The organism is Pseudomonas baetica (assembly GCF_002813455.1).
GTDB classification, from domain to species: domain Bacteria; phylum Pseudomonadota; class Gammaproteobacteria; order Pseudomonadales; family Pseudomonadaceae; genus Aquipseudomonas; species Aquipseudomonas baetica.
Genome location: NZ_PHHE01000001.1, coordinates 842,695 through 856,758, shown reverse-complemented (window position 1 = coordinate 856,758; position 14,064 = coordinate 842,695). Strand labels below are relative to the sequence as shown.

14 protein-coding genes and 5 tRNA genes are annotated in these 14,064 nt (G+C 58.8%); 5 read left to right on the top strand and 14 right to left on the bottom strand.

From position 1 onward, the window contains the following. Nucleotides 1-11 precede the first annotated feature (11 nt). The 11 genes from ATI02_RS03825 to uvrB all read right to left on the bottom strand — a co-directional run bounded on the left by ATI02_RS03825 (nt 12) and on the right by uvrB (nt 8,204). Complete coding sequence (locus ATI02_RS03825) at nt 12-458, bottom strand: Hsp20 family protein (protein ID WP_095188348.1); 447 nt, start codon at nt 456-458, stop codon at nt 12-14. Between the two features lie 121 nt (nt 459-579). Then, entirely contained in the window at nt 580-1,539 is a 960-nt protein-coding gene (locus ATI02_RS03820; RefSeq protein WP_095188347.1) for a tRNA dihydrouridine synthase, read from the bottom strand. Nucleotides 1,540-1,697: 158 nt separating this feature from the next. Further along, the gene (locus tag ATI02_RS03815; protein WP_025111177.1) at nt 1,698-2,147 is read right to left on the bottom strand and encodes an acyl-CoA thioesterase; all 450 of its coding nucleotides are present in this window, start codon (nt 2,145-2,147) and stop codon (nt 1,698-1,700) included. A 48-nt stretch (nt 2,148-2,195) separates the two neighbouring features. Beyond that, complete coding sequence (locus tag ATI02_RS03810; RefSeq protein WP_095188346.1) at nt 2,196-3,029, bottom strand: alpha/beta fold hydrolase; 834 nt, start codon at nt 3,027-3,029, stop codon at nt 2,196-2,198. Between the two features lie 29 nt (nt 3,030-3,058). After that, complete coding sequence (locus tag ATI02_RS03805) at nt 3,059-3,598, bottom strand: TetR/AcrR family transcriptional regulator (RefSeq protein WP_095188345.1); 540 nt, start codon at nt 3,596-3,598, stop codon at nt 3,059-3,061. A gap of 180 nt (nt 3,599-3,778) precedes the next feature. After that, a tRNA-Glu gene (locus ATI02_RS03800) sits at nt 3,779-3,854 on the bottom strand. A gap of 81 nt (nt 3,855-3,935) precedes the next feature. After that, a tRNA-Ala gene (locus tag ATI02_RS03795) sits at nt 3,936-4,011 on the bottom strand. 53 nt (nt 4,012-4,064) lie between these two features. Further along, nucleotides 4,065-4,140, bottom strand: a tRNA-Glu gene (locus ATI02_RS03790). A 79-nt stretch (nt 4,141-4,219) separates the two neighbouring features. Beyond that, a tRNA-Ala gene (locus ATI02_RS03785) sits at nt 4,220-4,295 on the bottom strand. A gap of 259 nt (nt 4,296-4,554) precedes the next feature. Then, nucleotides 4,555-6,036, bottom strand: a complete 1,482-nt coding sequence (gene gltX / locus ATI02_RS03780) for a glutamate--tRNA ligase (RefSeq protein ID WP_095188344.1) — start codon at nt 6,034-6,036, stop codon at nt 4,555-4,557. Between the two features lie 152 nt (nt 6,037-6,188). After that, nucleotides 6,189-8,204, bottom strand: a complete 2,016-nt coding sequence (uvrB, locus tag ATI02_RS03775) for an excinuclease ABC subunit UvrB (RefSeq protein WP_095188343.1) — start codon at nt 8,202-8,204, stop codon at nt 6,189-6,191. Nucleotides 8,205-8,541: 337 nt separating this feature from the next. Here uvrB and ATI02_RS03770 point away from each other — a divergent pair, with 337 nt between their 5' ends. Both ATI02_RS03770 and ATI02_RS03760 read left to right on the top strand, forming a co-directional pair. Continuing rightward, complete coding sequence (locus ATI02_RS03770; RefSeq protein ID WP_100845475.1) at nt 8,542-9,738, top strand: amino acid aminotransferase; 1,197 nt, start codon at nt 8,542-8,544, stop codon at nt 9,736-9,738. Nucleotides 9,739-9,965: 227 nt separating this feature from the next. Then, complete coding sequence (locus ATI02_RS03760) at nt 9,966-10,166, top strand: hypothetical protein (protein ID WP_095188341.1); 201 nt, start codon at nt 9,966-9,968, stop codon at nt 10,164-10,166. On the opposite strand, the gene ATI02_RS03755 is transcribed toward ATI02_RS03760, so the two are convergent. Continuing rightward, a complete protein-coding gene (locus ATI02_RS03755) occupies nt 10,163-10,393 on the bottom strand; it encodes a hypothetical protein (RefSeq protein WP_095188340.1) in 231 nt (76 codons plus the stop codon). The two genes, ATI02_RS03760 and ATI02_RS03755, sit on opposite strands and share 4 nt — an antisense overlap. Nucleotides 10,394-10,612: 219 nt before the next feature. On the opposite strand from ATI02_RS03755, the gene ATI02_RS03750 reads away from it, so the two are divergent. After that, a tRNA-Asn gene (locus ATI02_RS03750) sits at nt 10,613-10,688 on the top strand. Between the two features lie 121 nt (nt 10,689-10,809). On the opposite strand, the gene ATI02_RS03745 is transcribed toward ATI02_RS03750, so the two are convergent. Then, nucleotides 10,810-12,336, bottom strand: coding sequence for a nucleobase:cation symporter-2 family protein (locus ATI02_RS03745; RefSeq protein WP_100845473.1), 1,527 nt, complete (start codon nt 12,334-12,336; stop codon nt 10,810-10,812). A 256-nt stretch (nt 12,337-12,592) separates the two neighbouring features. On the opposite strand from ATI02_RS03745, the gene ATI02_RS03740 reads away from it, so the two are divergent. Next, nucleotides 12,593-12,877, top strand: coding sequence for a BrnT family toxin (locus tag ATI02_RS03740; RefSeq protein WP_100845472.1), 285 nt, complete (start codon nt 12,593-12,595; stop codon nt 12,875-12,877). Nucleotides 12,878-12,880: 3 nt separating this feature from the next. After that, nucleotides 12,881-13,213, top strand: coding sequence for a BrnA antitoxin family protein (locus tag ATI02_RS03735; protein WP_100845471.1), 333 nt, complete (start codon nt 12,881-12,883; stop codon nt 13,211-13,213). Here the strand turns inward: ATI02_RS03735 and ATI02_RS03730 are convergent. Next, nucleotides 13,210-14,043, bottom strand: coding sequence for an arylamine N-acetyltransferase family protein (locus tag ATI02_RS03730; RefSeq protein ID WP_100845470.1), 834 nt, complete (start codon nt 14,041-14,043; stop codon nt 13,210-13,212). The two genes, ATI02_RS03735 and ATI02_RS03730, sit on opposite strands and share 4 nt — an antisense overlap. Between the last annotated feature and the right edge of the window lie 21 nt (nt 14,044-14,064).

The window sequence follows — 14,064 nt, the reverse complement described above, 5'->3', positions numbered from 1 at the left end:
CCGCAAGTGAATCAGTGCTGCAGAGCCGGTTTTTGCTCCCCGTTGATCGGGATGCGTTTGGCCTTCGCTTCTTCCGGGATCACGCGCAACAGGTCGATGCTCAGCAGACCGTTGCTCAGACCGGCGGCCTTGATCTCGATGTGATCGGCCAGGCGGAAGGACAGCTTGAACGCACGCTGGGCGATGCCCTGATGCAGGAAGGTCACGCCTTCGTTGGCATCACGCTTGCCGCCACTGATGGTCAGCACACCCTTCTCGACTTGCAGCTCCAGGTCTTCTTCCTGGAACCCGGCTGCCGCCACGACGATGCGGTATTGATCGTCACCGTGTTTTTCCACGTTGTAGGGTGGATAGCTGCTGCCTGGCTCGTTGCGCAGGGCGGTTTCGAACAAGTCATTGAAACGGTCGAAACCTACCGAGGAACGGAACAGTGGTGCGAGGGAAAATGCAGTACTCATGGTTCAAATCTCCTGAAAACAATCAGCAAGGTTTTTTGACTCCGCGACCCGAATTCGGCATCGCGTAACCCTTAGATAGGGACCGCTGATTTGATTTCAAGAGATTATTTGCAGATTTTTTTCAGGCCGCTTCGGCGGCAGGCAGACCGAGTAAACGCGAGACCTGATCCGGTTCCGTCTCACGGCGCAGGACGGTAAACAGCTCGGTGGCTTCGGGATAATTGCGCGTCAGCATGGCCAGCCATTGCTTCAGACGACCCGGGGATTGACGTGCAGTCATCTGCGCCTTGGCCTGCAACCAGAAGTCCTGGATCAGCGGCATCAGCTCGGCCCAAGTCATCTCGACCACTTCTTCGCCAGCCCGTGCAGCGGCAATCTGTTTGGCCAGATCCGGGCGCGAAACCAGACCGCGACCGAGCATGATGTCTTCCACGCCGCTGATTTCGCGGCAACGGCGCCAGTCTTCGACGCTCCAGATATCACCGTTGGCGAACACCGGCACCTTCACCACGTCCTGCACGCGAGGAATCCACTCCCAATGCGCCGGCGGTTTATAGCCGTCCATTTTGGTCCGGGCGTGAACCACGATGTGTTCGGCGCCGCCTTCGGCCAACGCAGTAGCACAGACCAGCGAGCCGTCCGGGCTATCGAAGCCCAGGCGCATCTTCGCGGTCACGGGAATGTGGGCCGGCACGGCGCGACGCACGTGCTCGACGATCTGATTGAGCAGTTCCGGCTCTTTGAGCAGTACCGCACCGCCACGGGATTTGTTGACGGTCTTGGCCGGGCAGCCAAAGTTGAGGTCGATCACTTGGGAGCCGAGCTCGCAGGCCAGCGCAGCGTTTTCCGCCAGGCACACCGGGTCCGAGCCCAGCAACTGAACGCGCAGTGGCACACCGGACGCCGTGCGCGCACCGTTGAGCAGCTCCGGGCCGAACTTGTGGAAATAGGCCGGGGTGAGCAACTGATCGTTGACCCGAATGAATTCGGTCACGCACCAGTCGATGCCGCCAACGCGGGTCAGCACGTCGCGAAGGATGTCGTCGACCAACCCCTCCATGGGCGCCAGAGCAATTTGCATGGGGAAAACACTACTTAAGGAAAAAACGTGCGGCAGTTTACTGGATTGCGCGCAAAACCGCAGATCCCTGTGGGAGCGGGCTTGCTCGCGAAAGCGCTGGATCAGCTAAATGAATACTGACTGACACGACGCCTTCGCGAGCAAGCCCGCTCCCACATTTAGATATTCGCTGACTCGAGAGACTGGATCGCCGGGCCATAACCCTCGATGAACTCGGCCGGCATGCGCTTGGGCTTGCCGGTGGACAGCTCGATACAGACAAACGTGGTCTGCGCGCGCAGCAGCGTGGTGTTGTCACTCGGACGGATCAGCTGGAAGTGCCGGGTCATTTTCAGGCGCTGATCCCAATCGACGATCCAGGTCGCCAACTGCAGTTCGTCGCCCTCATAGGCGGCGGCCAGGTAATCGATTTCGTGACGCACCACCGCCATCGCCCGATCCAGGCGCCGGTACTCGACCAGATCCAGCCCCAGACGCTGCGAGTGGCGCCAGGCGCAGCGCTCAAGCCAAGTCACGTACACCGCGTTGTTCGCGTGTCCCAGGCCGTCAATGTCCTCGGCGCCCACTTGCAGATCAATGGTAAACGGCGTCGCCCGATCCCAACCCATGCCCCACTCCCGGTCAGATTTATTCAACCGGGGCAGTGTAACGGATGCTTACGCCGATTGCCGTGCCTGCAGGCTGCGGCCGGCCAGCAGTGATAACACGCCATCAATCACCCGGGGGTCGGCCAGCACACGCTGATGACCGCCCGCTTCAAGGCGCAGCAGACGGCTGTCGAACCAGGACTCGTGGATCAGTCGCGATTCTTTGACCGAGACGAGTTTGTCGTCCTCGGCATGCACGATCAGGCCCGGCATATCCAGTTGATAGTGGGCGACGTCCAGCGTGGCCGCACGCATGCCGACATCCTGCTCGACCTGACGAATGAACGCGGAACGTGCTCTGGGCGGCATGCCGACGTAGCGTGCGAAACCACGTAGCACGCCGAGAATTCGCGCGGGAGCAGCAATGCTGACGAGGGTTTCGGTGCGCAAGCCCAGTTGCACGGCGAGCATCGCACTGGCACCGCCCATGGAGTGGCCGATCACCGCTTGCAAGGGCGGCAGTTCGGCAGCGGCTTCGAGCATCGCCCGAGCGAACAGCACGACATTGGCTTCACGCCCTGGAGATCTGCCGTGAGCCGGGCCATCGAGCGCGACGACCGTGTAACCGGCCTCGACCAGCGCGGTGATCAGCGCGGCGAATTGGGTTGGCCGCCCTTCCCAGCCGTGCATCAGCAAAACGGTCGGGCCTTGGCCCCAGCGCAGGGCTGACAGACCGAAGCGTAAAGTGATCCGTTCGGAATTGGCCAGCAACGGCAACTCCCAATCGCGCAGAGGCAGCGACCGCGGCGTCATGAACGCCAGGCGCATTTTGCTTGCCACTCGTTGCGGTGCAATCCAGCCCAAGGTGCCATTAATGCCACGAACCCACTTCAACGTGTTCATCGCTCTCTCCTCAGGCGTTTGCCTTCAGGTCAACGCACCGCCGACTTGGCGGCGCGCAGCAATCGATCGGATAAATCTCCCGGGCCGAGCGCTCTTGCGAGTGCCAGACCACCCACCATCAAGGCCACGTCGGCCAAAGCTTTGTCGGTGTCCTCAGGGCTGGACGCCAACTGCGCAAGCATCAATTCCAGGTGTTCGTTGAGCGCGATGCGGAACGAATCCGGCAAGCGGCCCAGCTCGCCGATCGAGGCCGGGATCGGACAGGCCGCGTCGCTGGAATCGCGGTGTTTGCGCGACAGGTAGAAAGCAGCGACCAAGGCGCGACGTTCTTCGCCGGTCAGTTCGCTGTCCATATCGGCGATCAGGTCGCGACGACGACCAAGCAATTGCTTGAACGCCTCGAGCATCATTGCGTCCTTGCTTTCGAAGTGCGCATAAAAACCGCCGACAGTCAGGCCGGCTGCGCCCATCACTTCGCCCACGCTGGGGTCTGCCGGGCCACGCTGAATCAGTGCGGCGCTGGCAGCCTTGAGGATGCGTTCGCGGGTTTGAGCTTTTTTATCGTTCATCGTTGCCTCCGAATATTACGACTAGAATATTATTCTCATAATAATATTCTGCAAGTCAAGGATATGACCGCTGGTCTGAAGCACAGTGTAAGGAAAAGGAGAATTGGCCAAACGCCAGACAAACAAAAGGGCCATTCAATAATTGAATGACCCTCATAAATCCCGCAGAGCGGGTAATCGTGGCGTCCCCTAGGGGACTCGAACCCCTGTTACCGCCGTGAAAGGGCGGTGTCCTAGGCCACTAGACGAAGGGGACACAAACCCTTCTATACAACTGATCAGTGCTGAGAGCTGATCGATTCAAGGACGGTGTGGCCAGACCTTGAACGTGTAAAATTGGTGGAGCTAAGCGGGATCGAACCGCTGACCTCCTGCATGCCATGCAGGCGCTCTCCCAGCTGAGCTATAGCCCCAGATTTTTCGCCTCGCGGCGGAGCGACATCTTGCAACATCGCTTCTGTAAAACTGGCGTCCCCTAGGGGACTCGAACCCCTGTTACCGCCGTGAAAGGGCGGTGTCCTAGGCCACTAGACGAAGGGGACGCAAACCCTTCTATACAACAGATCAACGCTGAGTGTTGATCGCTTCGAAGCCAGTGTGGCCAGGCATCGAAGTGTAAATTGGTGGAGCTAGACGGGATCGAACCGTCGACCTCTTGCATGCCATGCAAGCGCTCTCCCAGCTGAGCTATAGCCCCTCATCGTTGATGTCATCGCTGAGGACGGGGCGAATCTTAAGGGCGTATCGGAGGGCTGTCAAACTTATTTTTAAAATATTTCAAAGTTTTTTGTCGGCATAACAATCACTTACCGCCCTCCCCCTGAAAATCCGGGAGGTCTGCATCGAAGGCATAGCTGTAGGAGCTGCCGCAGGCTGCGATCTTTTGATCTTGTTTTTAAAAATCCAAAGTCAAAAGATCGCAGCCTGCGGCAGCTCCTACACAAAGCCAGAAGCGTTTAGGCGATAGCGCCCAGCAGCTTTTCCCACTCTTTGTTTTCTTTCTTCGACACGCCACCCAGCAGGTCGATCGCCTGGCGCAGGCGGAAACGGGTCAGGTCCGGTCCGAGGATTTCCATCGCATCGAGCACCGACACCGAACTCGCCTGCCCGGTGATCGCGGCAAACATCAGCGGCATCGCGTCGCGCAGTTTCAGCTCAAGGGATTCGACCACCGCCTGGATCGTCGCGGTGATGTTGTCCTTCTCCCACTGACGCAGACTTTCCAGCTTCCACAGGATCAACTGCATCAACTGGCGAACCTGATCGCCCGAGAGCTTTTTCGATTCGAACAGTTTGGCATCCGGATTGACGCCACCCGCGAAGAAGAAGCCGCCCAGCGGTGCAACCTGGCTGAAGGTTTCGACGCGGCCCTGAACGTGCGGCGCGATCTTCATCATGTATTCGGAATTGAATGCCCACTTCTGCACGCGTGCGGCGAACTCTTCCACCGGCAGATCGCGCAGCCACTGGCCGTTAAGCCACGACAGCTTCTCGATGTCGAAAATCGGCCCGCCGAGGGAGACACGCTTGAGGTCGAAGTTGTCGACCATTTCCTGCAGCGAGAACTTCTCGCGCTCGTCCGGCATCGACCAGCCCATGCGCCCGAGATAGTTGAGCATCGCTTCCGGCATGAAGCCCATGCGCTCATAGAACGTCACCGACGTCGGGTTCTTGCGCTTGGACAGCTTGCTCTTGTCCGGGTTACGCAGCAGCGGCATGTAGCACAGCTCTGGTTGCTCCCAGCCAAAGTATTCGTAAAGCAGGATCAGTTTCGGTGCCGACGGCAGCCATTCTTCGCCGCGCAGAACGTGGGTGATGCCCATCAGGTGATCGTCGACCACGTTGGCGAGGAAGTACGTCGGCAGGCCGTCGGTCTTCATCAGCACTTGCATGTCCATGCGATCCCACGGGATCTCAACGTCGCCACGCAGCATGTCCGGCACCACGCAGACGCCTTCGCTTGGCACTTTCATGCGGATCACATGAGGTTCGCCAGCGGCCAGGCGGGCCGCGACTTCTTCCTTGGACAGCAGCAGTGCGCGGCCGTCGTAACGAGGGGTTTCGCCGCGAGCCATTTGCTCGGCGCGCATCTGGTCCAGCTCTTCAGCGGTGCAGAAGCAGGGGAACGCATGGCCCATGTCGACCAGTTGCTGGCAATACTTCTGGTAGATGTCGCCACGCTCGCTCTGGCGATATGGGCCGTGCGGGCCGCCGACGTCCGGGCCTTCGCTCCAGTCGATACCCAGCCAGCGCAAGGCGTCGAAAATCTGCTGTTCGGACTCGCGGGTCGAACGCAACTGGTCGGTGTCTTCGATGCGCAGGATGAACTCACCGCCATGCTGCTTGGCAAAGCAGTAGTTGAACAATGCGATGTAAGCGGTACCTACATGGGGATCGCCGGTAGGCGATGGCGCGATGCGAGTGCGGACGGTGGTCATGGCATGTCTCGAAAAGAATGAAAAGCAAAGATCAATAAGCGGCGAATGGTAACAGGCGACACCCGCCCCGCTCCAGCGGGCACGGCATTTAAGCCAGGTTTGTGTCTATCAGACCCGTTGGCCGCGATAAGGCCGGATAATTCACCGCACAATCAAACAGCCAAAAGCCGCTCACGCAACTTGGCAATCTCATCACGCATCTGCGCCGCCGCTTCAAATTCCAGATCCCGCGCCAACTGATACATCTTCTCTTCCAGCGCTCGAATCCGCTTGGTGATCTCGCTCGGCGAGCGCAATTCGGCTTCGTATTTGGCGTTTTCCTCGGCAGCCTTGGCCATGCCTTTGCGCTTCTTGCTGCGCGAGCCGGGCACGGTGGCGCCTTCCATGATATCGGCGACATCCTTGAACACGCCTTTCGGGGTAATACCGTTTTCGAGGTTGAAGGCGATCTGTTTGTCACGGCGCCGCTCGGTCTCGCCAATCGCCCGTTCCATAGAACCGGTCATGCGATCAGCGTACAGAATCGCCCGACCATTGAGGTTTCGCGCCGCCCGGCCGATGGTCTGGATCAGCGAGCGCTCGGAACGCAGGAAGCCTTCCTTGTCCGCGTCAAGAATCGCCACCAGCGACACTTCCGGCATGTCCAGACCTTCGCGCAACAGGTTGATCCCGACCAGCACATCAAAAGTACCCAGACGCAGGTCACGAATGATCTCGACCCGCTCGACGGTGTCGATGTCCGAGTGCAGATAGCGCACGCGCACGCCGTGGTCAGCGAGGTAATCGGTCAAATCCTCCGACATGCGCTTGGTCAGCGTGGTGACCAACACGCGTTCTTCCAGCGCCACACGCTTGGTGATTTCCGAGAGCAAATCATCCACCTGAGTCAACGCCGGACGGATTTCGATTTGCGGGTCCACCAGACCGGTCGGACGCACCAGTTGCTCGACAACGCGACCGGCGTGTTCCGCCTCGTAATTGCCCGGCGTGGCCGAGACAAAAATCGTTTGCGGGCTGATGCCTTCAAATTCGTCGAAACGCATAGGCCGGTTGTCCAGCGCCGATGGCAGACGAAAACCGTATTCCACCAAGGTTTCTTTACGCGAGCGGTCACCTTTATACATCGCGCCGACCTGCGGCACGCTGACGTGGGATTCGTCGATCACCAGCAAGGCATCGGCAGGAAGATAGTCGAACAAGGTCGGCGGCGCCTGACCGGAGTCGCGACCCGAGAGGTAACGCGAGTAGTTTTCGATGCCGTTGCAGTAGCCCAGCTCGAGGATCATCTCCAGGTCGAATCGGGTGCGCTGCTCCAGACGCTGGGCTTCCACCAGTTTGTTGTTGCTGCGCAGGTATTCGAGACGCTCCTGCAACTCGACCTTGATACCCTCGATGGCGCCAAGCAGGGTTTCGCGCGGCGTCACATAGTGGCTCTTCGGATAGAAGGTGAAACGCGGCATCTTGCGGATGACTTCGCCAGTCAGCGGGTCAAACGCCGAAATGCTCTCGACCTCGTCGTCGAACAGTTCGATGCGGATCGCTTCCAGATCCGATTCCGCCGGATAGATGTCGATCACGTCGCCACGCACGCGGAACGTGGCACGGGCGAAATCCATGTCGTTGCGGGTGTATTGCAGGTCGGCCAGACGGCGCAGCAATGCGCGCTGATCGAGTTTGTCGCCGCGATCGACGTGCAACACCATCTTCAAATAGGTTTCCGGGCTGCCCAGACCGTAGATGCACGACACCGTGGTGACGATGATCGCGTCTTTGCGTTCCAGCAGCGCTTTGGTCGCCGACAGCCGCATCTGCTCAATGTGGTCGTTGATCGACGCATCCTTCTCGATGAAGGTGTCGGACGACGGCACATAGGCTTCAGGCTGGTAGTAGTCGTAGTAGGAAACGAAGTATTCGACGGCGTTGTTCGGGAAGAACGCCTTGAATTCGCCATACAACTGCGCAGCCAGGGTCTTGTTCGGCGCCAGCACCAGCGTCGGACGCTGTATCTGCGAAATGACATTGGCGATGCTGAAGGTCTTGCCCGAGCCGGTCACACCGAGCAGCGTCTGGTGCGCCAGCCCGGCTTCGATGCCCTCCACCAGTTGGCGGATGGCTTCCGGCTGATCGCCGGCGGGCTCGAAGCGGGTGACGAGCTGGAATTCGGACATATACACCTCTGGGATCGCGGCATTCCGAGCAAAGCGGAACACCACGGGGACGACCGCAAACGACCGATGTCGCGCAAGAAAAAACCTGGATTGTGCTCAATGTGGTGTCGATTGCCTCAGCTTTCAAGGCAAACGTCCTACATCCGGTAAAGACTCTGACAGAGTCAATCGACTAACGGTCGAGAAATAATCGGAAAAACTTACCCTAAAAGCCGATTCGACTGTCGCCATTGCTCGCTGATGGCCTCTATACTAGCTCCCCGTTTGTGCACCGCTCTAGTGCATTCGGCTGGAGCGCGACACGTCCCTCCACTCCCCATTCAGAGCCGCCGTAATAATGAGCCTGTTCTCCGCTGTCGAAATGGCACCCCGCGATCCAATCCTGGGCCTCAACGAAGCATTCAACGCCGATACCCGGACCACCAAGGTCAATCTGGGTGTAGGTGTTTACTGCAACGAAGAGGGGCGAATTCCACTTCTGCGCGCCGTGATCGAAGCCGAAACCGTTCGCGCTGCTCAACACGCTTCGCGCGGTTACCTGCCGATCGATGGCATCGCCGCCTACGACCAGGCGGTGCAAAAGCTGCTGTTCGGCAATGACTCGCCGCTGATCAGCGCCGGTCGCGTCATCACCACTCAGGCCGTCGGCGGGACCGGCGCACTGAAAATCGGTGCCGACTTCCTCAAGCAACTGCTGCCGAACGCTGTTGTGGCGATCAGCGACCCGAGCTGGGAAAACCACCGCGCGCTGTTCGAAACCGCCGGTTTCCCGGTGCAGAACTACCGCTACTACGACGCCGCCACTCACGATGTGAACCGTGCCGGCCTGCTCGACGACCTCAACGCCCTGCCGAACGGCTCGATCGTTGTGCTGCACGCCTGCTGCCATAACCCGACCGGCGTCGACCTGAGCCCGGCGGACTGGAACAACGTGCTGCAAGTGGTCAAGGCCAAGGGGCACGTACCGTTCCTCGACATGGCTTACCAGGGTTTCGGTGATGGCATCGATGAAGACGCCGCCGCTGTGCGTCTGTTTGCTGAATCCGGCCTGACCTTCTTCGTGTCGAGCTCGTTCTCCAAGTCGTTCTCGCTGTACGGCGAGCGTGTTGGCGCCCTATCGATCATCAGCGAATCGAAAGAAGAAAGCGCGCGCGTGCTGTCGCAAGTCAAACGCGTGATCCGCACCAACTACTCCAACCCGCCGACCCACGGTGCAAGCATCGTCGCCGCTGTGCTGAACAGCCCGGAACTGCGCGCTCAGTGGGAAGCCGAACTGGCGGAAATGCGTCTGCGCATTCGCGGCATGCGTGAGCAGATGGTTGCCCTGCTGGCCGAAAAAGCCCCGCAGCGCGATTTCAGCTTCGTTGGTCGCCAGCGCGGCATGTTCTCCTACTCCGGCCTGACCACCGAACAGGTTCACCGCCTGCGCAACGAGTTTGGCATCTACGCTCTCGACACCGGCCGCATCTGCGTGGCTGCGCTGAACCAGAGCAACATCAAGGCTGTCACGGATGCGATTGTTCAGGTCATCTGATTTCGCAGCGTGACGAAAAACGGGAAGCCTTTGGGCTTCCCGTTTTTTATTTGTCCGAAGAACTGTTGCATTCCCTCTAGACTGCACACAAATCTGAATGGTGGGAGCGAGCCTGCTCGCGAATACGGTTTGTCTGCCAGCAATGATGGCGACTGACCCAGCGCATTCGCGAGCAGGCTCGCTCCCACAGGTTATGAGACAACCTGAATTTTTCGCGAGAACTCCCCATGAAAAACGACAACCTGCGCGCCGACCGTGACGATCTGGATGACTTCATCCCTCGCCCCCCGGCCAAACGTGAAAGAAGCCTGGTGCTGCAAGTCGCGGCCGGGGTATTTCTTGGCGGTCTGGTGCTGTGGCTGGTACAACTGGCGGCCACTGCGGCTTACGCCAAACTGATGCTCGGCACCATTACGTTCGGCAGTTAAGCCAGTTCAGTCGCGCGCTGAGCGGCCGCATCGTCATAAACGACGTACAGCGATTCGGCGACCTGGCTTTTGATCGCTTTGGTGCTTTCCAGGCCGAGGACAAACCCTTCAGCCTTGCCGCCGGCGCGGTTCAGTTCTTCGGCAGTGCTTGCCTGGGTGATTGCCTCGAAGAGTTTTTCGGCATGCGGCCCTACCCCTTTAGGCAGGCTGATTTGCGTGGTGCTCATGCGAACACCTCGTTGTTACGGGCAGAATGTTTCATGGCGCGTACCTTTTCGGCGAATGGCCGGCAGCGCGTGTGACCACTTCCGGGCGGCCATGGTAGACCTCTACTGCAGTTCTGGTAACCGTCAATTGCCGATAAACCACCGTCTATTCCGAGGAATCACTTAATTTCACAATCGATGCTTGACTTCTCTTTTTGAATCAGTAACATACGCACCAATTCCGCAATAGCTCAGTTGGTAGAGCAAATGACTGTTAATCATTGGGTCCCTGGTTCGAGTCCAGGTTGTGGAGCCAAATAGCAAAGCCCCTGAATCGAAAGATTCAGGGGCTTTTTTGTGGGCGCTCGAAAAATGCGCAATAAAAAGGGCCGATCAGTCTAACCGCTGACCGGCCCTTTTCTATTCAGACACAACGGTCAGACATGCTCGCTGCTTTTCGTCTGCACCTTTGACACACCATGCCCATGGTCGTGATCCGCATCAGGCTCGATCACCGGCACTTCCTTGCCATCGCAGTCATGCAGTTTGCCGTCGCTGAAGTAGTCGCCCTCACGCAGCGCCGCCAGATCGCGATAACGCAGGGTCCGCTCTTCCGCCGCAGCAAACACCGATTGCTGGTCCGAGTTACCGGTGGTGAAGTGGTTGAACGCCAGGTTGAGCAGGATCGCCATGATCGCCGACGAGCTGATGCCCGAATGGAAAATGGTCGCAAACCAGCTCGGGAAGTGATCGTAGAAGTTCGGTGCGGCAATCGGGATCATGCCAAACCCAATCGAGGTGGCGACGATGATCAGGTTTACGTTGTTGCGGTAATCAACCTTCGACAGCGTGCGGATACCGCTCGCGGCCACGGTGCCGAACAGCACGATACCGGCGCCGCCAAGTACCGAGGTAGGCACCGCCGCGATCACCCGCCCCATGAACGGCAGCAGGCCGAGAATCACCAGGAACAGACCGCCAGTGGCCACCACAAAACGGCTCTTGATTCCGGTCACCGCCACCAGCCCTACGTTCTGGGCAAAGGCACTTTGGGTGAACGAACCGAAGATCGGCGCAAACATGCTCGACAGCATGTCCGCACGCAGACCGTTGCCCAGACGCTTGGAATCAACCTTGGTGCCGATGATTTCCCCGACCGCGAGGATGTCCGCCGAGGTTTCCACCAGCGTTACCATGACCACGATGCACATCGACAGGATTGCAGCGAAGTGGAAGGTCGGCATACCGAAGTGGAACGGCGTCGGGAAGCCGAACATCGGGCCGGTGGTGACGCTGGAGAAATCCGCCATGCCAAGGAACACCGCCAGCACTGTACCGATCACCATGGCCAGCAGGATCGACAGGCGTGAGATGGTCGAGCTGCCGACCTTGCTCAGCAGGAGCACCAGCACCAGCGTGACCGCCGCCAGACCGATGTTCTGCATGCTGCCGAAGTCCGGCGCGTGGCTGTTGCCACCCATGGCCCAGCGTGCAGCCACCGGCATCAGCGTCAAGCCGATGGTGGTGATGACGATGCCGGTAACCAATGGCGGGAAGAACTTGGTAATTCGTGAGAATACCGGGGTAATCAACAACCCGATCAGCGAGGCCGCAATCACCGCGCCAAGCACCGACTGGAAGCCGCCCTCCCCGCCACTGCTGACGATCGCCACCATGGTCGCCACGCCGGAGAAAGAAACGCCTTGCACCAGCGGCAACTGGCAGCCAAAAAACGGCAGACCCAGGGTTTGCAGCAACGTCGCCAGCCCCCCCGCAAACAATGAAGCAGCAATCAACAAACCGATGTCCGCCGGCGACAGCCCGGCCGCCTGGCCGATGATCAGAGGCACCGCGACGATACCGCCATACATGGTCAGAACATGTTGCAGGCCGTAAGCCATATTCGCGCCGACCCCGAGATTTTCGTCCTCGGGCCGTTGGTGTGAAACATGGGGCGTTTTCATGGTTGGGGGGGTTCCCTGGTTTTTGTTATGCGCACACTGTATTCAATACTCGTGACAAATGTCCATAGAGTTGTATACAACTTATCAGTCACATAATGGATAGGTAGCCACCCAACCTTCTATCCCGCTGCTTGCATCCCCCACAAATCCGGCAACACATGCCCCGCTGCCCCTCCACCATCCCCCACTAGGCTGAAGTGTTCACGGCGACCGACGGTGTGGTCGCGCTCTTTTTTATACATATAAAGTATGCATAATGAAGTCACTCGACATTCAGTACGACAAAAGCAAGAACGCAGTCAACAAACTCAAGCACAGAGGCGTGAGCCTCGCCGAGACCGAAGCGGTTTTTCACGACGAACGAGCGCTGACGATTGAAGACAACGACCATGACGAACAACGCTGGATCACCCTCGGCCTCGACGCCAAGGGACGTTTACTGGTGGTTGCGTACAGTTACCGCGAAGCGAATGTCATACGAATCATTTCTGCGCGTGTCGCCACACCGAGCGAACGTTGCGAGTATTTTCTGGAGGCTTGACCGATGAAAGACGAATACGACTTCTCTCAGGGCAAACGTGGCGCAGTGGTGTCCACCAAGGGCAAAACCCGCATCACCATCATGCTCGACGATGCAGTTATCGAGGCCGCGCGCACCGTGGCGGAGAACGAAGGGTTTGGTTATCAGACGGTGATCAATAACACCCTTCGCCATGCCTTGCTCAATGGCGCAGAGAGTCAGGGCCAGACCGAGTCTGACCACGGCGGGCAGTTCAAGAAAGGTATTACCGCCGCCGACCTCAAGAGTCTTGAGAAAAAGCTGTCGGCGGCCGTCGGGGAGATTCGCCGGGTACTGGAGCCGGAGGCGAAGCCCTAGGCTTCAGGCGCGACAATCATCCGCCCCAGCGCGTGGCGCAGTTGCGGTTGTTCGGGCAGGCGAAGAGCAAATTCCTGCTGCAGCAATTCAATCAGCTCATCAACGTCGGTCACTTCGCGCCGTTCGCTATCGGCGCCCATGCGATGGACGGCGAAGCTGCCGTTGTTCAACGTCTTGCGCCAGCCATCACCCGTGCGCGCGACCATCAGCCGGTTGGCGAACGGTGACTCGGGATGAGTCGAGACGTACCAGTTGCCGATGGTGAAATCGATGTCTTCCTGGCGCTGCAGATCGAACAGGTACATCGACCGCCATTCCCCGGCAACGTTGGCGCGCAGCATGTAGCCATCAGCCTGTTTTTCGATGCGATAAGGCTCGTGCGGGGTGGCTTGCTCGTTCTCAGTGTCGAGTATCAGCGGAGCAGTCGGCACCATGCCGCCGAAGCCGACATCCGTGATGTAGCGTTCGCCATCGAGGGTCACCAGAGTCAGGCGATGCGTGCGCGCGGTCCAGGTGCCTTCGGGCTGATTCATCACCACCCGCCCGCTGATCGCGCGAACGTCGAAACCCAGTTCAAGCAACAGGTTAAAAAACAGATTATTGAGCTCGTAGCAGTAACCGCCACGGCTGCTGTGCAGGACTTTCTGTTCAATCGAGGGCAGATCGATCAGTACCGGTGCACCGGTAATCGTCGCGAGATTTTCGAAAGGGAAGGCGCCAGTGTGGCGCAACTGTAATTGACGCAAGGTGTCCAGCGTCGGCGCCGGTGGTGCTTCAAAACCCAAGCGTTGCAGGTACAGCTTCAGATTCGTCAGGCGTGGCTCGCTCATTGCTCAATCCTTATGCATGGG